The sequence below is a fragment of the Bacillus sp. FSL K6-1218 genome (genome assembly GCF_038006445.1).
Taxonomy (GTDB): Bacteria; Bacillota; Bacilli; order Bacillales; family Bacillaceae_G; genus Bacillus_A; species Bacillus_A thuringiensis_S.
Genome location: NZ_JBBOVE010000001.1, coordinates 3932434 through 3952674, shown reverse-complemented (window position 1 = coordinate 3952674; position 20241 = coordinate 3932434). Strand labels below are relative to the sequence as shown.

Genomic DNA, 20241 nt, shown 5'->3' with positions numbered 1-20241 from the left:
GTAGTAGAGCCTTGTCTCTATTACCTTTTTCATTGAGTTATTTTATGGCTTGGATGTGATAAAAATGATTTCTAGTATGACAGGGTTTGGAAGATCGAAAGTAGAAAGTGATACTTTTCAAATTACAGTAGAAATGAAATCGGTGAACCACCGTTTTTTAGAGATGAGTATTCGACTTCCTAAGCAAATGATGGTATTTGAGGACAAAATTCGTAAAATAATTGCAAAACAAGTTCGACGTGGACGCATTGAAGTGTCTATTAGTATAGCAGGTGAAGGACTTGTTGAAAGAAAATTAAGTGTGAATTGGTCACTTCTTGAGCAGTACCAATCGATGATGGAAGATATAAAAGGGAAATTTCAATTACAAGATTCTATTACACTCGAGCAATTAATGGCAATGCCAGAAGTAACAGCAATTGAAGAAATAGAAAATATAAATGAACATTTTGAGAACAGTTTATATGAGGCTGTTCGTCAAGCTGCTCATATGTTGAAAACGATGAGAGATGGCGAAGGAGAACGATTACATAAAGATATAGCGTATCGTTTACAAGAGATTAGCAATTGTGTAAATGCAATTATTCCACATGCACCAATTGTTACACAAAAATATCGTGAACGATTAGAAAATCGCTTAAAAGAATTACATAATCAAGAGTTAGATGAACAAAGATTGCTAACAGAAGTCGCAATCTTTGCAGAGCGTTGTGATATTCATGAAGAGTTAGTTCGTTTGCAAAGTCATTTAGAGCAATTTCATGAAACATTGCAGATTGAAGAGCCTGTTGGAAGGAAAATGGATTTCATCGTGCAAGAGATGCATAGAGAAATTAATACGATTGGTTCTAAGGCAAATGACTTAACAATTTCAAAATATGTTGTAGAAATGAAAAATAACCTTGAAAAAATTCGTGAACAAGTACAAAATATTGAGTAGCTTTCAAAAAATATATAAAGTTATACGTGGTGGAGAAATCGGATAGACTTACTAGGAGGCGCAAACTATGGCCATGCGGTTTTTAAATATTGGATACGGAAATATTGTATCTGCTCATCGAATTATTGCTATTGTAAGTCCGGAGTCAGCTCCTATTAAACGAACAGTACAGGAAGCACGCGAACATAATGCTTTGCTTGATGCTACGTATGGGAGAAAAACAAGGGCGGTTATTGTTATGGATGATGGGCATGTTGTATTAAGTCCAATTCAACCAGAGACGATTGCACATCGTTTGAATAATAAAGAAGATTTAAGTGAGGAAGGGTAGGTTTTACATATTTATGAGAAGTAGAAGAGGATTGCTCATCGTTCTTTCAGGGCCTTCTGGGGTTGGAAAAGGAACGGTTCGTAAAGAGCTGTTTAGCCATGAGGATACACGTTTTCAGTACTCTATTTCAGTAACGACACGTAAGCCGCGTGAAGGTGAAGTAGATGGTGTGGATTATTTCTTTAAAGAAAGAGAAGAATTCGAGGAAATGATTCGTAATGAAAGATTACTTGAGTGGGCTGAGTTCGTAGGTAATTATTACGGAACACCGATTGACTATGTTGAAAAAACATTACAAGAAGGAAAAGATGTATTCTTAGAAATTGAAGTGCAAGGAGCAATTCAAGTTAAGAAAGCTTTCCCAGAAGGTGTATTTATTTTCTTAGCACCTCCGAGTTTATCTGAACTAAAGAGCCGTATTGTTGGCCGTGGTACAGAGACTGAAGATGTTATTGAAAATCGTTTAACTGTAGCGAAAGAAGAAATCGAGATGATGGACGCTTACGACTATGTAGTAGAAAACGATCAAGTTGAATTAGCTTGTGATAGAATTAAAGCGATTGTGGTTGGCGAACATTGCCGCCGCGAAAGGGTAGCAAAATATTATAAAGAAATGACGGAGGGTCTATAATTATGTTAAATCCATCAATTGACTCATTACTACAAAAAATCGATTCTAAATACACACTAGTAACAGTGGCTGCAAAGCGTGCACGTGAAATGCAACTTGCTAATAACTGTGTTGTAGAGCAACCGGTTTCTCATAAGTGTGTAGGTAAAGCATTAGAAGAAATCGATGCGGAAGTATTAAGCTACGTACCAAGTGAAGATAAAGTAGCTGAATAAGCCTTTGCCTTCGACAAAATAAAACATAGACTTTATAATTTTCTATGTAACGGTAACAACCTATTTACAAGTAGGTTGTTATTTTTTTACGAAAGGAATGAAATATTGGTACTGACGAGCTGGGAATTCTATTTCAGTATTATAAGTTTGAAAAAGAAAGAGGACGAGTCATATGCTAAAAGGGAAAAAGATACTTCTATGTGTAACAGGAGGCATTGCGGTTTTTAAAGCAGCTGCGTTAACGAGTAAATTGACACAATCTGGCGCGATTGTAAAAGTAATGATGAGTGAGTCGGCAATGAAGTTTGTTACGCCTCTTACATTCCAAGCACTTTCTCGCCATGATGTATATACGGATACATTTGATGAGAAAGACTCGGCTGTTATTGCTCATATTGATTTAGCAGATTGGGCGGATATTGTACTTGTCGCACCTGCTACTGCCAATTGTATTGGAAAGTTAGCTGGTGGTATTGCAGATGATATGATTACAACTACTTTGTTAGCTACTACAGCTCCGGTATGGATTGCGCCTGCTATGAATGTGCATATGTATGAAAATAAAATTGTTCAAAAAAATATGATGACATTGAAAACGCTAGGATATACATTTATTGAGCCTGGTGAAGGCTTTTTAGCATGTGGATATGTAGCGAAGGGACGACTAGAAGAACCTGAAGCGATTATTGCACGGTTAGAGGAAGCTTTCTCAGAACACAAACCATTGCAGGGAAAAAGAATATTAATAACTGCTGGCCCAACACGTGAAAAGGTTGATCCAGTTCGTTTTATGACGAATTTTTCTTCTGGAAAAATGGGGTATGCGATTGCAGAAGTGGCGGCGAATCTAGGCGCTGATGTTATACTCGTTTCAGGACCGACAGCATTAAATCCACCGTTACATGTAACGACAGTGCAAGTGGAATCTGCACAAGATATGTTAGAAGCAGTTCTTCAACATTATCAAAACGTAGACGTTGTCATTAAAACAGCAGCAGTTGCAGATTATCGTCCGAAATATGTTCATGATAATAAAATGAAAAAGCAAAATGGTGATGCTGTCATTGAGCTCGAAAGAACGGTGGATATTTTAAAAACGTTAGGTCAGAAAAAGGATAAACAGTTACTTATCGGTTTTGCTGCTGAAACGACAAATGTAGAGGAATATGCAACGAAAAAACTACGTGAGAAAAATGCAGATATGATTGTCGCTAATGATGTAAAAGCGCAAGGAGCTGGCTTTGGCACGGATACGAATATTGTAACGATGTATAGAAAAGATGGAAAAGTTATTGAGTTGCCACTTTTAATGAAAAAAGAGGTAGCTCGTGAAATATTAAAGCAAATTGAAATGATGTTAGAAGATGATCGTTTATGAAATTTGCAAGTGTAATTGTTGATGTACCTGCCCGTCAGACAGATCGACCATTTGATTACATTATCCCTAAAAAATGGGAAGATATTGTACAGACAGGAATGCGGGTAGTAGTTCCGTTTGGGCCAAGAAAATTGCAAGGTTTTATTATTGGGATTAAAGATTCGGTGGATGTAGAAAGTAAGAAGTTAAAGACAATCCATGAAATATTAGATGTAACACCGGTTTTAAATGATGAATTATTAAAACTTGGATATTGGCTTACAAGTGAAACGTTATGCTACATGATTTCAGCTTTTCAAGTGATGCTTCCAACTGCGATAAAAGCAACGTATAAAAAACGTCTACAACTTTGTAAACAGGAAGAAATAGCACCTGAAATACTATATTTATTTCAGGATAAAGAAGCAATTGATTTTGAAATAATCGAGCAACAGCCACATTTATACCGGACTATTCAACAAGAAATTAAAAATGGTACGGTTGAAGTCGTTTATCAAGTGAAAGATAAAGTACAAAAGAAGAAGCAAAGAGTTGTTCAGCTGGAGTTGCCAGAAGATAAATTAGAATTAGCGGCATTTGAACTGAAAAGTAAAAAACAACAAGATGTACTCTATTATTTTGTGGAAAATCATAAAAGTGTACCGTTGAAAGTAATTACAGAAGAGTTACAAATAACAGATGCTCCAATAAAAGCACTTGTTAAAAAGGGATTCATTTCAGAAAAGTATGTGGAAGTATACCGAAATCCGTATGACGATGATGATTTTGAACAAACGAAACCATTTCCACTTACGGAGGAACAAAAACAAGTTATTACACCGATTTTATCATCAATTACAAATGAAACTTATAATCCATTTTTACTATATGGTGTTACAGGAAGTGGAAAGACAGAAGTATATTTACAATCTATAGCAGCAGTGCTCGAGAAAGGAAAAGAAGCTATCGTTCTTGTTCCTGAAATTGCACTAACACCCCAAATGGTGGATCGTTTTAAAGGTAGGTTTGGCTCGCAAGTTGCAGTTCTTCATAGTGCGTTGTCTGTTGGAGAAAAGTATGACGAGTGGCGTAAGATTTTAAGAAAAGAAGTGAAAGTTGTAGTTGGTGCGCGTTCAGCCGTTTTTGCGCCTTTTGAGAATTTAGGGATTATTATTATTGATGAAGAGCATGAATCAAGTTACAAACAAGAAGATAATCCAAGGTATCATGCAAGAGATGTGGCTGTCTGGAGAGGGCAATATCATAAATGTCCTATCGTTCTTGGTAGTGCGACACCAACACTTGAATCGTTTGCAAGGGCGAAAAAAGGTGTTTATGAACTACTAACAATGGAAAAACGTATGAATGAACAAGCTTTACCAACGGTAGAGATTGTTGATATGCGAGAAGAACTTCGTGACGGGAATCGATCAATGTTTTCTAAGGCGCTGCATGAAAAAATAGCAGATCGATTAGAAAAGAAAGAACAGATGGTACTCTTTTTAAATAGAAGAGGTCATTCTACATTTGTTATGTGCCGTGATTGTGGGTATGTTGTACAATGTCCGCATTGTGATATTTCATTGACATATCATAAAATGAATCATCGTTTAAAATGTCATTATTGTAGTTACGAAGAAAATATGCCAACTGAGTGTCCAGCTTGTCAAAGTACATACATTCGTTTCTTTGGTACAGGTACACAAAAGGTAGAAGAAGAAATTACAAAACTATTTCCAGAGGCGCGAGTCATTCGAATGGATGTAGATACGACAAGTCGAAAAGGAATGCATGAAAAATTATTAAAGGCGTTTGGGGAAGAAAAAGCAGATATATTACTTGGAACACAAATGATTGCTAAAGGATTAGATTTTCCGAAAGTAACGCTTGTTGGGGTTTTAACTGCAGATACGATGCTTCACTTACCTGATTTTCGGGCAAGTGAAAAGACATATCAGTTATTGACGCAAGTAAGTGGACGAGCGGGTAGACATGAATTGCCAGGGGAAGTTGTGATTCAAACGTATACGCCAGAACATTACAGTATAGAGTTAGCGAAGAACCAACAATATGATGTGTTTTTTGACCAAGAAATGCAAATGAGACGAACAAGACAATATCCTCCATATTACTATGTTGTACTCGTAACCGTATCTCATCCTGAATTATTAAAAGCGGTACAAGTGACGGAAAAAATTGCCTCGTATTTACGAACGCATTGCTCGCAGCAAACAATGGTGTTAGGACCAGTTGCTTCAGCAATTCCAAGGATAAAAGATAGATATCGTTATCAATGCATGATAAAATACAAACGGGAACCAAACTTAAAGAACGTGCTCAAAATGGTAAATGAACATTATCAAGCAGAAATGCAAAAAGAGCTACAAATCTCAATTGATTTTAATCCAACAATGTTAATGTAGCGGAGGGAAATATGGCAGTTTTAGAAATAGTAAAGCATCCAAATGAAGTGTTAGAAACACCATGCGAAAGAGTAATTAACTTTGATAAAAAGTTAGTGAAATTGTTGAAAGATATGCATGAAACAATGTTAATTGCGGACGGAGTCGGTTTAGCTGCGCCTCAAGTAGGTGTAAGCTTGCAAGTAGCGGTTGTTGATGTCGATGATGATACTGGGAAAATCGAGTTAATCAATCCATCAATATTAGAAAAACGTGGTGAACAAGTAGGTCCCGAAGGATGTTTAAGTTTCCCGGGACTTTATGGTGAAGTAGAACGTGCCGATTATATTAAAGTAAGAGCGCAAAATCGCCGTGGGAAAGTATTTTTATTAGAAGCGGAAGGATTTTTAGCGCGTGCAATTCAACATGAAATCGATCATTTACACGGTGTTTTATTTACATCGAAAGTGACAAGATATTATGAAGAAAACGAACTAGAATAGGTGTTAAAAGGAGCGGTTTTTAAATGATAAAAGTAGTGTTTATGGGAACACCGGACTTTTCAGTGCCGGTGCTTCGTCGTCTTATTGAAGATGGCTATGAGGTAGTAGGTGTTGTGACGCAACCTGATCGTCCAGTAGGTAGAAAAAAAGTATTAACACCTACACCTGTTAAAGTTGAAGCGGAAAAACATGGTATTCCTGTTTTACAGCCGTTGAAAATTCGTGAAAAAGATGAATATGAAAAAGTATTGGCATTAGAGCCAGATTTAATTGTAACAGCTGCATTTGGTCAGATTGTACCAAATGAAATTTTAGAAGCACCAAAGTATGGATGTATTAATGTCCACGCTTCTTTACTTCCTGAACTTCGTGGTGGTGCACCAATTCATTATGCAATTATGGAAGGTAAAGAAAAAACAGGTATTACAATTATGTATATGGTAGAAAAATTGGATGCTGGTGATATCTTAACACAAGTGGAAGTGGAAATTGAAGAGCGTGAAACGACAGGCTTATTATTTGATAAATTAAGTGAAGCAGGAGCACACCTTCTATCTAAAACAGTACCTTTATTAATTCAAGGTAAGCTAGAACCGATTAAGCAAAACGAAGAAGAAGTAACGTTTGCGTACAATATAAAACGTGAGCAAGAGAAAATTGATTGGACAAAAACAGGTGAAGAAGTATACAATCACATTCGCGGATTGAGTCCATGGCCAGTTGCTTATACAACTTTAGCAGGACAAGTTGTTAAAGTATGGTGGGGAGAAAAAGTACCTGTAACTGAACCGGCTGAAGCAGGTACGATTGTTGCAATCGAAGAAGATGGTTTTGTTGTAGCGACTAGTAATGAAACAGGTGTTAAAATTACTGAATTGCAACCTTCTGGTAAAAAGCGTATGAGTTGTTCACAATTTTTACGTGGAACAAAACCTGAAATTGGAACGAAGTTAGGAGAAAATGCATGAGACAAAATGTTCGTGAATTAGCTCTTGATGGTTTAATTCAAGTGGAAAAAAGTGGTGCATATAGCAACTTACTTTTAAATAATCTAATTGAAAAAAGTGCAATTGATAGAAAAGATATTGGTTTATTAACTGAAATTGTATATGGAACGATTCAACGTCGTGACACATTGGATTATTATTTACAGCCTTTTTTAAAAAAGAAAGTTGAGGCGTGGGTAAGAGTATTGCTTCGCTTATCTTTATATCAAATGATTTATTTAGACCGAGTGCCAGAAAGAGCGGCTATTCATGAAGCAGTTGAGATTGCAAAGCGTCGCGGGCATAAAGGAATTGCTGGTATGGTGAACGGTGTATTACGTTCGATTCAGAGAGAAGGTGTACCTTCTGTAGATGAAATCAAGGATCCAGTAGAACGTCTTGCAATTGCGACGAGTCATCCAGTTTGGCTTGTACAAGAGTGGACTTCTGCATATGGCTTAGAAACTGCAGAGAAAATGTGTGAAGTAAACATGTTACCTCCTGTACCTACAGCACGTGTGAATGTTGATAAGGTAACGGTAGAAGAAGCGATTGAGTTGTTGGCAAGTGAAGGTATAGAAGCAAAACGTGGTGACTTGTCAGATGATGCAATTCAGATTGAAAGAGGAAATGTAGCGCATACAGAAGCGTTTAAAAAAGGATTTCTTTCTATTCAAGATGAAAGTTCTATGCTTGTAGCACGCGCTTTAGAACCAAATGAGGGAGAGGCAGTTCTTGATAGTTGTGCGGCTCCTGGTGGTAAAACTACGCATATAGCTGAGCGTTTAAAGGGAACTGGTAAAGTAATGTCCCTTGATTTACATGCACACAAAGTACGTTTAATTAAACAGCAAGCAGAGCGACTTGGGCTAGAAAATGTCGAAACAAAAGCGCTAGATGCTAGAAAAGTGCAAGAGCACTTTTCAAATGAAACGTTTGATAAAATATTGGTAGATGCACCGTGTTCTGGATTTGGTGTAATTAGACGTAAGCCGGATATTAAGTTAGGAAAAGATAAGGGCGATAGTGAAAGATTATCGACGATTCAACTTGCGATACTAGAAAAAATAGCACCATTATTAAAACAAGGCGGTCGTCTTGTTTATAGTACGTGCACAATTGAGAAAATAGAAAATGAACAAGTAATAGATAAATTTTTAAAAGAACATCCTGAATTTGAATGGGATACCACGATAAAAGAACGTATGCCAGAAAAATTAAGTCCGTATATTAATGAAGGTCAAGTACAAATTTTACCACATTATTTTGCAACGGATGGCTTTTATATTGCTTGTTTAAGGAAGAAGGTGTAGCATCATGGAAACGACTGTAAGAAAACAAAAGAAAAATGTAGAAACGAAGAAACCATCAATTTACTCTTTACAAATTCATGAAATGCAAGATTGGTTAAAGGAACAAGGAGAACCGAAGTTCCGCGCTGGACAAATTTTTGACTGGCTATATAAAAAACGTGTAAAAAATTATGAGGATATGTCAAACCTTTCTAAAGGATTGCGTGATAAATTGTCGAATTCCTTTGATATTACTACTTTAAACACGTTAGTAAAACAAACGTCTTCGGATGGAACGATTAAATTCTTATTCCAATTATATGACGGGTATTCTATTGAAACGGTATTAATGCGACATGAATATGGAAATTCCATTTGTGTAACAACGCAAGTTGGTTGTCGTATTGGATGTACGTTCTGTGCTTCGACGCTTGGTGGACTAAAACGAAACCTAGAAGCTGGAGAAATCGTAGCGCAAGTAGTAGAAGTTCAGCGTGCGCTTGATGAAACGGAAGAACGTGTAAGTTCTCTTGTTGTTATGGGAATTGGAGAACCATTTGATAATTACGATAATTTAATGGGATTCTTACGTATCACTAACCATGAAAAAGGACTTCATATTGGTGCTAGACATATGACTGTTTCGACGAGTGGAATTATCCCGAAAATTTATAAGTTTGCTGAAGAAGATCTACAAATTAATTTTGCGATTTCATTGCATGCTCCGAACTCAGAATTACGTTCAAAATTAATGCCGATTAACCGTGCTTATAAATTACCGGATTTAATGGAAGCTATTAAATACTATGTAAATAGAACAGGGCGCCGTATTACTTTTGAATATGGATTATTTGGAGGAGAAAATGACCAAGTTGAGCACGCTGAAGAGCTTGCTGCGCTCTTAAAAGGTGTAAAATGTCATGTAAACTTAATCCCGGTAAACTACGTACCTGAACGTGATTATGTACGTACACCACGTGAGCAAATTTTCTTGTTCGAGAAAACGTTAAAAGATCGTGGAGTGAATGTAACGATTCGCCGTGAACAAGGTCATGATATTGATGCAGCCTGCGGTCAGTTGCGTGCGAAGGAGCGCAAAGAAGAGACGAGGTGACGAGATGAAAGCCGTATTTCTATCGGATAAAGGAAAAGTTCGTCAACATAATGAAGATAGTGCAGGAGTTTTTCACAATTTAGATGGAAATGTTTTAGCGGTAGTCGCAGATGGAATGGGAGGTCATCGAGCTGGTGATGTAGCTAGCTCGATGACCATCCAATTATTCCATGATTATTGGAAGCAAACGCATAATATGAATGAACCGAAAAAAGTAGAACAATGGTTACATACTAGTGTTGGGATTATTAATGAGCGTATATATGAATACGCTCAGCAAAATGTAGAATGTAATGGTATGGGAACAACGCTTATAATAGCTGTTTGTACACCAAGTTTTGTGACAATAGGGCATATAGGAGATAGTCGTTGCTATATGGTATCAGAAGGAGAAATGACGCTTGTAACGGAAGATCATTCGCTTGTAAATGAGCTTGTGAGACATGGTGAAATTTCAAAGGAAGATGCAGAGTATCATCCGAAAAAGAATGTGTTATTAAGAGCATTAGGAACAGAAGAAAAAGTTGGATTAGATGTAAAAACGTTGGTGCTTGAGGAAGATGATCAGTTGCTTCTTTGCTCTGATGGGTTATCAAACAAAGTTTCTATAGGTGATATGCAACAAATTTTACAGTTAAATGAACAGCTTGAAGGTAAAGGGCAGCGTCTCATTCAATTGGCGAATGATCGCGGTGGAGAAGATAATATCACACTTGTTCTTATTGATTATGCGGGTTCGACAAACGAAAGTAGGTGAAGTGCAACGTGCTGATTGGAAAACGCTTAAATGACCGTTATAAGCTGCTGAAAATGATAGGTGGTGGCGGAATGGCCAATGTATATTTAGCTCATGATGATATACTTGGCCGAGATGTAGCGGTAAAAATATTAAGACTCGACTACTCAAATAACGAAGAGTTTATTAAACGTTTCCATCGAGAAGCGCAGTCTGTTACAACGTTGTCGCATCCAAATATTGTGAATATGTATGATGTCGGAGAAGAAGATGGTATATATTATCTTGTCATGGAATATGTACCTGGGCAAACATTGAAGCAATACATAATTGAGCGAGGTATGTTACCTATAGGAGAAGCTCTTGATATTATGGAGCAGTTAACATCCGCCATGGCACACGCCCATCATTTTGAAATTGTGCATCGTGATATAAAGCCGCACAATATTTTAATTCGAGCTGATGGAATAATAAAAGTAACAGATTTTGGAATTGCGACAGCTACAAGTGCAACAACAATTACACATACAAATTCAGTACTCGGTTCAGTCCATTATTTATCACCAGAACAGGCACGTGGCGGGATAGCAAATAAACAATCGGATATTTATTCTCTTGGAATAGTTATGTTTGAATTGTTAACAGGAAGACAACCGTTTTCTGGCGAATCTGCTGTTGCTATAGCTTTAAAACATTTACAAAGTGAAATCCCATCACCAAAAAGATGGAATGAAAATATTCCGCAAAGTGTTGAAAATATTATATTAAAGGCAACTGCAAAAGATCCGTTCCATCGATATCAGTCTGCCAATGCGATGAAGCGAGATATTGAAACTGCGTTATATCCAGAGAGGATAAATGAGCAACCATTTTACATACCGGAAGATATGGAAGCGACGAAAGCGATTCCGATTATTCAACAAGAACAATTATTCGCAAATGTAAGTGATGAAACGATTGTTTTAAAAGGGAGTAAGGTGGAGGAACCGATAAGAGCAGAAGCAGCTGAGTTAGATAAGAAGAAAAAACGGGGTAACAAGTGGCTTAAAGTTTTAATTTCAACATTTTTATTTTTAGCAATAGGAATAACATTAGCGCTTACGGTTATTCCAGGATTATTTATTCCGAAAGATGTGAAAGTTCCTGACGTGGCTGGTATGAAATATACGACAGCTGTAAATACATTAGTAGAAAAGGGCTTTGAGGTGACGGAGCCTAATATTGTATATACAGATGATGTTGAGGTTGGGGATGTAATAAAAACGGATCCTGTAGCAGGAAGAGTCGTAAAAGAAAACGCTAAAATTACTATCTATCAATCAGGTGGAAAAAAGAAAAGTAAGATGGCGAATTTCACAGGGCAAAACTTTGAGAGTGTAAAGGCTGAGTTAGAAGAAAAATATAAACAAGTTACAGTAAATTATATTGAAAATGATAAGCCGAAAGGTGAAATCGTAGAGCAAATCCCGACGCCTGATCAAATGGTTATAGAAGCGGAGCAAGAACTGAAAATCTGGGTAAGTAAAGGTCCTTATCAAATTAGACCCGGTGATTTTTCGGGGTGGACCGAAAATAGTGTAACTGGTTATTTGAATGAGAGAAAACTAACTTCGGATATAAAACGAGAGCATTCAGATACAGTTGAAAAAGGACTTGTAATTTCTCAATTTCCAAAGCCAGGTACACCATTAAAAGAGGGAGATAAAGTAACTATTATTATCTCTGATGGTCCAAAGCCTAAAGTGACTAAAACGGTAAAAGTGGACAATATTTCTATCCCATATGAGCCTGCTGTAACAGGTGAGAAAAAGCCGCAAACAATAGAAATTTATAAAGAAGATATGCAGCAAAAAATGGATAGACCAATTGAAACGAGAACAATTACTGAATCAGCGACTATTTCTTTAGAATTTGTAATTCAAGAAGGTTCAAAAGGACACTATAAAATTGTACGAGATGGAGTCACGATTATTGACAAAGAAGTACCATATCCAACTCAATAATAGTGAAAATCTACTTATTATTATTGCCTGTTATGCTGTCTACAAAGTGGACGGTATAGCAGGCAAAAATATATGATTCAAAAAGCTAGTAAAGTGATGCAGCTGTAAATATTTTTTTGCATTTAATGGAAGATTTAATGTATATTAGCGAAAGTATATAGGGTAGGTTTTGAAATCGTTATTTGAAAAATTTAAATCCATTCATTTTTAAATTCAGCATCACCTTATACAAAAAAGGAGAATTCTATGCCAGAAGGAAAAATTATAAAAGCTTTAAGTGGGTTTTATTACGTGCAGCATGAAGAAGGGGTTACGCAGTGCCGTGGGCGAGGTGTATTTAGAAAAAATAAAATTACACCACTTGTAGGAGACCAAGTTGTTTTTCAGGCAGATAATCCAACTGAAGGTTATGTGCTTGAAGTGTTTGATCGAAAAAATGAACTTGTTAGACCTCCTATTGCTAATGTTGATCAAGCGATCCTCGTGTTCTCTGCAGTAGAACCAGATTTTAATCCTGGACTGTTAGATCGATTTTTAGTGCTGATTGAATATCATAACATTAAGCCGATTATTTGTATTAGCAAGATGGATTTAGTGGATGAAAAGATGAAAGCAACTGTTGAAGCTTATGCGGAAGATTATCGTGAGATGGGTTATGATGTGTTATTTACTTCTATCAATACGTCAGAAAGTATTGATATATTAAAACCATACTTAGAAAATTGTGTTTCTGTCGTTGCAGGTCAATCTGGTGTTGGGAAATCTTCAATGCTTAATGTGTTACGTCCAGAATTAGAACTGAAAACAAATGATATTTCCTCACATTTAGGGCGCGGGAAGCATACGACAAGGCACGTAGAATTAATTGCAATTGGGAGTGGGCTAGTTGCAGATACACCTGGCTTTAGTTCGCTAGATTTCATAGATATAGAAGTAGAAGATCTTACATATTGTTTTCCAGAGTTGAAAGAAGCGAGTCAATACTGTAAATTTAGAGGGTGTACACATCTTTCTGAACCGAAATGTGCTGTGAAAGCTGCGGTTGAAGAAGGGAAGATTACAGAATATCGTTATAAGAACTATAAACAATTCGTAGAAGAAATTAGAGAGAGAAAGCCGAGGTATTAGTTATGATTAAAATTGCACCATCGATTTTATCAGCAGATTTTTCAAAATTAGGGGAAGAGATTAAAGATGTAGAAAAGGGCGGAGCGGATTACATTCACGTTGATGTAATGGATGGACATTTCGTACCAAATATTACGATTGGACCGTTAATTGTAGAAGCTATCCGTCCGATTACATCATTACCATTAGATGTACATTTAATGATTGAAAATCCTGATAACTATATCCCGACTTTCGCACAAGCGGGAGCAGATATTATTACTGTTCATGTAGAGGCGTGTCCGCATCTACATCGTACAATTCAGTTAATTAAATCTCATGGCATTAAAGCGGGCGTTGTATTAAATCCGCATACGCCAGTTTCAGTGATTGAGCATGTACTAGAAGATATAGATATGGTATTACTTATGACAGTAAACCCTGGATTTGGTGGACAGAAGTTTATCCATTCTGTATTACCGAAAATTAAACAAGTTGCAGACATGGTAAAAGAGCGCAATCTAGAGGTAGAAATAGAAGTTGATGGTGGTGTAAATGCTGAAACAGCAAGACTTTGTGTGGAAGCTGGAGCAAATGTACTTGTAGCTGGGTCAGCAGTATACAATCAAAAAGACCGCGGTGAAGCAATTCGCGTAATTCGTGGGTAGTGATGAACTTTTATCCTAGTAAGGTATTTATAGGATAGGGTAAAAATATGTAAAAAGGCAATCTACCGAATGGCAGATTGCCTTTTTACAATGGAAGGGGAAGAAAAAATGATTATTCATATTTTAGCAGGAGGACCTTCGGAATATTGCGCAGATTTTGCTCGATATGAGAATGAGGAAGTAGTGTGGGCAGCGGTTGATAGGGGAGTATACCGTCTATTAAAGAAAGGGATTACCCCGGCTGTTGCGTTTGGAGATTACGATTCAGTTACTGAAGAAGAATTAGTATGGATGGGACAGCAAACGAACGAATTACATATTGTTCCGCGGGAAAAAGATCAAACGGATTTAGAAATTGCAATCAACTGGGCATTAGAACAGAAGCCGGCACTAATTCGTATTTTTGGTGCTACTGGTGGAAGGCTTGATCACGGTTTGGCAAATATACAGATGCTTTTAAAAGGGTTAGAAGTAGAGATAGAAATGTGTATTGTGGACAATAAAAATGAAATAACAGTTAAAAAAGTGGGTACACATATAATTGAAGAAAATAAAAATTTTCCTTATGTATCTTTTGTACCAGTTACTGAAATAGTGGAAGGGATTACATTGTTTGGTTTTAAGTATCCTCTTACTAATAAAACAATAGAGTGGGGATCAACACTTTGTATTAGTAACGAACTCGTTGAGGAAAAAGGTACTTTTTCATTTACTTCTGGCATATTAATGTTGATAAGAAGCACTGATTGAAGAAACAATTTTGCTCCTTACATCATATAGTGACCAAGTGGAGTAATGGGGATTAGGAGGGAAACCATGAGATTTTATACAATTAAGTTACCTAAATTTCTTGGTGGAATTGTTCGTGCAATGTTAAATACCTTCAAAAAAGATTAAAAAAGCACCTATCACCGGTGCTTTTTCCATTGTTATAGTAAAAAAAGAGCCTATCGGCTCTTTTTTTTATTATTAAACACGTTCGATTTTGCCAGATTTTAATGCTCTAGCAGAAACGTAAACACGTTGAACTTTTCCGTCGATGCGTACGCGAACTTTTTGAAGGTTAGCGCCCCACTTACGTTTTGTAGCGTTCATTGCGTGAGAACGAGAGTTACCAGAACGAGCTTTTCTTCCAGTAATAGCACAAACACGAGCCATTTATATTTCCCTCCCTTGATACCTTACCATACGTAATTTTTCAATGTTAGTCTTTTATGCGATGCTAAAAACACTACTATAATTTAACACAACTAAAAAGAGAATGCAACACCGTAGAAAAAAGAAATCAAGAAAATTTACTTGACACTATATGTCAATGAAGAAAAGTTGAAATCCACAAAAATTGCTTGACATATTATAGTGGTACATGTTGTATAATAACAATGGACTATTTTGCTCATCATAAAAAAGTGTAATTTAAAACATAAAATATGAGAGTGAAAAGAAAGAACGATGGAATTTTCTTTAAAAAGATTATATGATAGTAACTAAAGTAGTCTAGCTCACTTTCACCATTTATGAAGGGGGAAACGAGATGTCAATTGAAATTAAAACGAAGTACGGTCAAATTGATATTAGTACAGATGTAATTGCAACAATTGCTGGAGGTGCCGCGGTAGATTGCTACGGTATCGTAGGTATGGCATCAAAAAATCAGTTAAAAGATGGATTAACAGACATTTTACGAAAAGAAAACTTCACTAGAGGTGTTATTGTTCGTAAAGATGAAAATGAAGTACATATTGATATGTATATTATTGTGAGCTATGGTACGAAAATTTCAGAAGTGGCACATAATGTGCAAACGAAAGTGAAATATACATTAGATCAAACTGTAGGACTAGCAGTAGATTCTGTAAACATCTACGTACAAGGAGTTAAAGTAATAAACTTGTAATGTGCATTAAGGAGGAAAATCTGTGTCAATTCAAAAAATTGATGGAAAACGTTTATCACAAATGATCATGCAAGGAGCGAATAATTTAACAAACAATGTTCAGCTTGTTGATGCATTAAACGTATTTCCAGTTCCAGATGGCGATACCGGTACAAACATGAACTTATCTATGACTTCAGGTGCGCGTGAAGTGAAAGCAAACCCTTCACAGCATGCTGGTAAAGTCGGTGTAAGTTTAGCCAAAGGATTATTAATGGGAGCTCGTGGTAACTCTGGAGTTATTCTATCTCAGTTGTTCCGTGGTTTTTCTAAATCCATTGAACAAAAAGAAGAGTTAACAACAGTTGATTTTGCTGCAGCACTAGAAGCTGGAGTAGAGGCGGCTTATAAAGCGGTTATGAAACCGATTGAAGGAACGATTTTAACGGTTGCAAGAGAGACGGGTAAATATGCAGTAACAGTTGCGAAAAAACAGCGCGACTTTGTTTTGTTTATGGAAGACGTTGTGAAAGAAGCAAACGCATCGTTAAATCGTACGCCAGATTTATTACCTGTATTAAAACAAGTTGGCGTTGTAGATAGCGGTGGTAAAGGTCTTGTAGTGGTATACGAAGGATTTTTAGCTGACTTAAAAGGAGAAACGATTTCTTCTGATGCACCGACGCAACCATCTATGAATGAGATGGTACGCGCAGAACATCACCGTAGTGTACAAAGCCAATTGAGTACAGAAGATATTAAGTATGGATATTGTACGGAGTTCATGGTGAAATTAGAGGCTGAAAAGGTGAAAGAGCATAATTTCTCTGAACAAAAATTCCGTGAAGATATTAGTGTATATGGTGATTCTCTACTAGTTGTGTCTGATGATGAAATTGTAAAAGTTCATATCCACGCAGAACATCCTGGAGACGCTATGAACTACGGGCAAAAATACGGTAGTTTAATTAAGATAAAAGTAGAAAATATGCGTGAACAGCATACTGCTTTATTAGATGAACCTACTATGGTTCCTGAACAACCAGCTCAATCGAAAGAAAAACAACCATATGGTATCGTAACTGTAGCTATGGGGTCTGGTATTAAAACTTTATTTGAGAGCATCGGCGCAACGAAAGTTATCGAAGGTGGTCAAACGATGAATCCAAGTACGGAGGATATCGTGAAGGCAATTGAAGAAGCGAATGCTGAAAAAATCATTATTTTACCGAATAACGGAAATATTGTAATGGCAGCAGAACAAGCGGCATCAGTTGTAGATCAAGAAGTTATTGTTGTTCGTTCGAAAACGGTTCCTCAAGGTATGGCGGCAATGTTAGCATTTAATCCAGTTGGAACGTTAGAAGAGAATGAAGAAAACATGCAAGAAGCTTTATCTCATGTGAAAACAGGTCAAATTACGTATGCTGTACGTGATACGGAAATTGATGGTGTAGCAATTCAAAAAGACGACTTCATGTGTATTGCAGATGGGAAAATTGTATCTACAAATGCTGAAAAAGTAGGAGCTGCGAAGCAATTACTAGAAGCGCTTATTGATGAAGATTCTGAAATCGTAACGATTCTACAAGGTGAAGATGCAACTGACGAAGAAGTAGCTGAGCTAGTTGAATTTGTAGAAGAGAAATTTGAAGATGCAGAAGTAGAAGTGCATGCTGGAAACCAACCAGTGTATTCTTTCATCTTCTCTGTAGAATAAGATAAGATTCGTTTTGAAAATAAATGAATTACTTACTTGCTAATGGATAAGAAGTAGTAATATGAAGTTTATTACTAGTTTTTATTCAAAAGGCTAGCATATTGAAGAGAGAAAAGAGCCTTGCTGCTAATAGTGAGGCTCTTTTTTACTTGTTTTATATAAGGGATTTGAGTAGTTTCTCTTAGAATGCCTATGATAGAATATAGAAGGTGAAAGAGAGCGATTACAGATGCTAATTGATACTCAAATAGAATGCAATAAAGAAAATAATGTGACGGGGTGTGAGAATCTTGAATGATGTTGTACAAGTTCCTGTTACGGATGTAAAGGGGATCGGAGGAGAAACATCTGAGTTACTACATGAGATGGGGATTTATACAGTTTCTCATCTATTAGAACATTTTCCGTACCGTTATGAAGATTATGCGATGAAAGATCTTGCTGAAGTAAAGCATGATGAACGTGTAACGGTTGAGGGGAAGGTTCATAGTGCTCCTTTGCTGCAATATTATGGTAAAAAGAAATCGCGTCTAACAGTTCGTGTTCTCGTCGGTCGTTATTTAATTACGGCGGTATGTTTTAATAGGCCTTACTATAAGCAAAAATTAACGTTAGATGAAACGGTAACGATTACTGGTAAGTGGGATCAACATCGTCAAACAATTGCTGTATCAGAGCTTCATTTTGGGCCGGTTGTACGTCAACAAGAAGTGGAGCCTGTTTATTCAGTAAAGGGGAAACTTACAGTAAAACAGATGCGTCGTTTTATTGCTCAAGCGTTAAAGGAATATGGAGATTCTATAGTCGAAGTGTTACCGGATGGTTTGTTAGGCCGATATAAATTATTACCAAGATATGAAGCACTTAGGGCCTTGCATTTTCCGGTAGGACAGGAAGATTTAAAGCAAGCGCGTCGCCGTTTTGTATATGAGGAATTTTTCTTATTTCAGCTGAAAATGCAAACGCTGAGGAAAATGGAGAGGGAAAATTCAAAAGGGACGAAGAAAGAGATTCCGTCAGTAGAATTACAAGAATTTATCGATGCACTGCCGTTTCCATTAACGGGTGCGCAGCGCCGAGTTGTAAATGAAATTTTAAAAGATATGACATCTCCTTATCGGATGAACCGACTATTGCAAGGTGACGTTGGTTCTGGGAAAACAGTTGTTGCTGCGATTGGTCTTTATGCATCGAAATTAGCTCATTATCAAGGTGCTTTAATGGTTCCTACAGAAATTTTAGCTGAGCAACATTATCAGTCGCTTGCTGAAACGTTTTCGCATTTTGGTATGAAGGTGGAACTGCTAACAAGTTCTGTTAAAGGTGCGAGACGCCGAGAAATTTTAGCGAAGTTAGAACAAGGAGAAATAGATATTCTTGTTGGAACGCACGCTTTAATTCAAGATGAAGTTATATTTCATAGGTTGGGTCTCGTTATTACAGATGAACAGCATCGATTTGGTGTAGCGCAGCGCCGAGTTTTACGGGAGAAAGGTGAAAGTCCAGATGTATTATTTATGACAGCGACACCAATTCCGCGTACGCTTGCAATTACTGCATTTGGAGAGATGGATGTTTCAATAATCGATGAGATGCCAGCAGGTAGAAAGGTGATTGAAACATACTGGGCAAAACATGATATGTTAGATCGCGTCCTCGGTTTTGTTGAGAAGGAGATAAAAAAAGGAAGACAGGCATACGTTATTTGTCCTCTAATTGAAGAATCTGAGAAACTTGATGTGCAAAATGCTATCGACTTACATAGTATGCTGACGCATCATTACCAAGGGAAATGCCAAGTTGGATTGATGCATGGGAGATTATCGTCTCAGGAAAAAGAAGAGATAATGGGACAGTTTAGTGAAAATAAAGTGCAAATTCTTGTATCGACAACAGTTGTTGAGGTTGGTGTGAACGTACCGAATGCGACTGTGATGGTTATTTATGATGCAGAACGTTTCGGTTTATCGCAGCTTCATCAGCTTAGAGGGCGTGTCGGGCGTGGTAGTGAACAATCATATTGTTTATTAATAGCAGACCCTAAATCAGAAACAGGAAAAGAAAGAATGCGCATAATGACTGAAACAAATGATGGATTTGTATTGTCTGAAAAAGATTTAGAATTACGAGGTCCTGGAGATTTCTTTGGGAGTAAGCAAAGTGGCTTACCAGAATTTAAGGTTGCTGACATGGTACACGATTATCGAGCGTTAGAAACAGCAAGGCAAGATGCGGCGATACTAGTAGAGTCAGAAGCATTTTGGCACAATGATCAATACGCTGCTTTGCGTACGTATCTTGATGGGACAGGTGTGTTCCAAGGAGAGAAGCTCGATTAAAGGGAGTCAACAAAAAAATTG

At 37.0% G+C, this 20241-nt stretch carries 20 protein-coding genes; 19 read left to right on the top strand and 1 reads right to left on the bottom strand.

Translation table 11 applies throughout. From position 1 onward, the window contains the following. The first annotated feature begins 64 nt into the window (after positions 1–64). The 16 genes from MHI26_RS19990 (at position 65) to spoVM (ending at position 15182) form a co-directional block, all read left to right on the top strand. The gene (locus MHI26_RS19990; RefSeq protein WP_000625863.1) at positions 65–940 is read left to right on the top strand and encodes a YicC/YloC family endoribonuclease; all 876 of its coding nucleotides are present in this window, start codon (positions 65–67) and stop codon (positions 938–940) included. A gap of 67 nt (positions 941–1007) precedes the next feature. Next, on the top strand, positions 1008–1271 hold the full coding sequence (gene remA, locus MHI26_RS19985) for an extracellular matrix/biofilm regulator RemA (RefSeq protein WP_001251456.1): 264 nt from the start codon (positions 1008–1010) through the stop codon (positions 1269–1271). A gap of 13 nt (positions 1272–1284) precedes the next feature. After that, entirely contained in the window at positions 1285–1902 is a 618-nt protein-coding gene (gene gmk, locus MHI26_RS19980) for a guanylate kinase (RefSeq protein ID WP_001257742.1), read from the top strand. Between the two features lie 2 nt (positions 1903–1904). Next, positions 1905–2117 carry a DNA-directed RNA polymerase subunit omega gene (gene rpoZ, locus MHI26_RS19975; RefSeq protein WP_000933962.1) on the top strand — a complete coding sequence of 71 codons (213 nt, stop codon included), beginning with the start codon at positions 1905–1907 and terminating at the stop codon, positions 2115–2117. 172 nt (positions 2118–2289) lie between these two features. Beyond that, positions 2290–3495 (top strand): bifunctional phosphopantothenoylcysteine decarboxylase/phosphopantothenate--cysteine ligase CoaBC, encoded by a 1206-nt coding sequence (gene coaBC, locus MHI26_RS19970; RefSeq protein ID WP_000911743.1) that lies wholly within the window; start codon positions 2290–2292, stop codon positions 3493–3495. Further along, complete coding sequence (priA, locus tag MHI26_RS19965; RefSeq protein ID WP_061666369.1) at positions 3492–5897, top strand: primosomal protein N'; 2406 nt, start codon at positions 3492–3494, stop codon at positions 5895–5897. The genes coaBC and priA overlap by 4 nt, the downstream gene beginning before the upstream one ends. A gap of 11 nt (positions 5898–5908) precedes the next feature. Next, positions 5909–6379, top strand: a complete 471-nt coding sequence (gene def, locus MHI26_RS19960) for a peptide deformylase (protein ID WP_000279470.1) — start codon at positions 5909–5911, stop codon at positions 6377–6379. Positions 6380–6402: 23 nt separating this feature from the next. After that, positions 6403–7347: a methionyl-tRNA formyltransferase gene (gene fmt, locus MHI26_RS19955; protein ID WP_000598802.1), complete on the top strand. Its 945-nt coding sequence runs from the start codon at positions 6403–6405 to the stop codon at positions 7345–7347. Beyond that, a complete protein-coding gene (rsmB, locus tag MHI26_RS19950) occupies positions 7344–8678 on the top strand; it encodes a 16S rRNA (cytosine(967)-C(5))-methyltransferase RsmB (protein ID WP_001249663.1) in 1335 nt (444 codons plus the stop codon). Before fmt ends, rsmB begins: the two co-directional genes overlap by 4 nt. A gap of 4 nt (positions 8679–8682) precedes the next feature. Continuing rightward, on the top strand, positions 8683–9771 hold the full coding sequence (gene rlmN, locus MHI26_RS19945; RefSeq protein WP_000450547.1) for a 23S rRNA (adenine(2503)-C(2))-methyltransferase RlmN: 1089 nt from the start codon (positions 8683–8685) through the stop codon (positions 9769–9771). A 4-nt stretch (positions 9772–9775) separates the two neighbouring features. Next, on the top strand, positions 9776–10528 hold the full coding sequence (locus tag MHI26_RS19940; RefSeq protein ID WP_000648711.1) for a Stp1/IreP family PP2C-type Ser/Thr phosphatase: 753 nt from the start codon (positions 9776–9778) through the stop codon (positions 10526–10528). 8 nt (positions 10529–10536) lie between these two features. After that, positions 10537–12510: a Stk1 family PASTA domain-containing Ser/Thr kinase gene (gene pknB, locus MHI26_RS19935; RefSeq protein WP_000904741.1), complete on the top strand. Its 1974-nt coding sequence runs from the start codon at positions 10537–10539 to the stop codon at positions 12508–12510. 246 nt (positions 12511–12756) lie between these two features. Beyond that, complete coding sequence (gene rsgA, locus MHI26_RS19930) at positions 12757–13638, top strand: ribosome small subunit-dependent GTPase A (RefSeq protein ID WP_001113931.1); 882 nt, start codon at positions 12757–12759, stop codon at positions 13636–13638. Between the two features lie 2 nt (positions 13639–13640). Continuing rightward, entirely contained in the window at positions 13641–14285 is a 645-nt protein-coding gene (gene rpe / locus MHI26_RS19925; RefSeq protein ID WP_000589974.1) for a ribulose-phosphate 3-epimerase, read from the top strand. 69 nt (positions 14286–14354) lie between these two features. Continuing rightward, positions 14355–15035, top strand: coding sequence for a thiamine diphosphokinase (locus MHI26_RS19920; protein ID WP_000752664.1), 681 nt, complete (start codon positions 14355–14357; stop codon positions 15033–15035). Positions 15036–15101: 66 nt separating this feature from the next. Beyond that, positions 15102–15182 (top strand): stage V sporulation protein SpoVM, encoded by an 81-nt coding sequence (gene spoVM, locus MHI26_RS19915; protein ID WP_001213599.1) that lies wholly within the window; start codon positions 15102–15104, stop codon positions 15180–15182. A 72-nt stretch (positions 15183–15254) separates the two neighbouring features. Here spoVM and rpmB read toward each other — a convergent pair whose 3' ends face one another. Beyond that, positions 15255–15443: a 50S ribosomal protein L28 gene (gene rpmB / locus MHI26_RS19910; protein WP_000124776.1), complete on the bottom strand. Its 189-nt coding sequence runs from the start codon at positions 15441–15443 to the stop codon at positions 15255–15257. Between the two features lie 376 nt (positions 15444–15819). Here rpmB and MHI26_RS19905 point away from each other — a divergent pair, with 376 nt between their 5' ends. The 3 genes from MHI26_RS19905 (at position 15820) to recG (ending at position 20220) form a co-directional block, all read left to right on the top strand. After that, a complete protein-coding gene (locus MHI26_RS19905) occupies positions 15820–16182 on the top strand; it encodes an Asp23/Gls24 family envelope stress response protein (protein ID WP_000021110.1) in 363 nt (120 codons plus the stop codon). 22 nt (positions 16183–16204) lie between these two features. Beyond that, on the top strand, positions 16205–17881 hold the full coding sequence (locus tag MHI26_RS19900) for a DAK2 domain-containing protein (RefSeq protein ID WP_000027129.1): 1677 nt from the start codon (positions 16205–16207) through the stop codon (positions 17879–17881). Between the two features lie 290 nt (positions 17882–18171). Further along, positions 18172–20220, top strand: a complete 2049-nt coding sequence (gene recG / locus MHI26_RS19895; protein WP_001000825.1) for an ATP-dependent DNA helicase RecG — start codon at positions 18172–18174, stop codon at positions 20218–20220. Positions 20221–20241: the final 21 nt, after the last annotated feature.

Bases quoted from the DNA above. Each gene is read 5' to 3' on its own strand.
- rpoZ (WP_000933962.1), top strand. From the start codon at position 1,905: ATGTTAAATCCATCAATTGACTCATTACTACAAAAAATCGATTCTAAA.
- rpmB (WP_000124776.1), bottom strand. From the start codon at position 15,443: ATGGCTCGTGTTTGTGCTATTACTGGAAGAAAAGCTCGTTCTGGTAAC.
- coaBC (WP_000911743.1), top strand. From the start codon at position 2,290: ATGCTAAAAGGGAAAAAGATACTTCTATGTGTAACAGGAGGCATTGCG.
- rsmB (WP_001249663.1), top strand. From the start codon at position 7,344: ATGAGACAAAATGTTCGTGAATTAGCTCTTGATGGTTTAATTCAAGTG.
- spoVM (WP_001213599.1), top strand. From the start codon at position 15,102: ATGAGATTTTATACAATTAAGTTACCTAAATTTCTTGGTGGAATTGTT.
- priA (WP_061666369.1), top strand. From the start codon at position 3,492: ATGAAATTTGCAAGTGTAATTGTTGATGTACCTGCCCGTCAGACAGAT.
- rpe (WP_000589974.1), top strand. From the start codon at position 13,641: ATGATTAAAATTGCACCATCGATTTTATCAGCAGATTTTTCAAAATTA.
- MHI26_RS19940 (WP_000648711.1), top strand. From the start codon at position 9,776: ATGAAAGCCGTATTTCTATCGGATAAAGGAAAAGTTCGTCAACATAAT.
- MHI26_RS19920 (WP_000752664.1), top strand. From the start codon at position 14,355: ATGGCAGATTGCCTTTTTACAATGGAAGGGGAAGAAAAAATGATTATT.
- MHI26_RS19905 (WP_000021110.1), top strand. From the start codon at position 15,820: ATGTCAATTGAAATTAAAACGAAGTACGGTCAAATTGATATTAGTACA.
- fmt (WP_000598802.1), top strand. From the start codon at position 6,403: ATGATAAAAGTAGTGTTTATGGGAACACCGGACTTTTCAGTGCCGGTG.
- gmk (WP_001257742.1), top strand. From the start codon at position 1,285: ATGAGAAGTAGAAGAGGATTGCTCATCGTTCTTTCAGGGCCTTCTGGG.
- remA (WP_001251456.1), top strand. From the start codon at position 1,008: ATGGCCATGCGGTTTTTAAATATTGGATACGGAAATATTGTATCTGCT.
- rsgA (WP_001113931.1), top strand. From the start codon at position 12,757: ATGCCAGAAGGAAAAATTATAAAAGCTTTAAGTGGGTTTTATTACGTG.
- MHI26_RS19990 (WP_000625863.1), top strand. From the start codon at position 65: ATGATTTCTAGTATGACAGGGTTTGGAAGATCGAAAGTAGAAAGTGAT.
- def (WP_000279470.1), top strand. From the start codon at position 5,909: ATGGCAGTTTTAGAAATAGTAAAGCATCCAAATGAAGTGTTAGAAACA.
- rlmN (WP_000450547.1), top strand. From the start codon at position 8,683: ATGGAAACGACTGTAAGAAAACAAAAGAAAAATGTAGAAACGAAGAAA.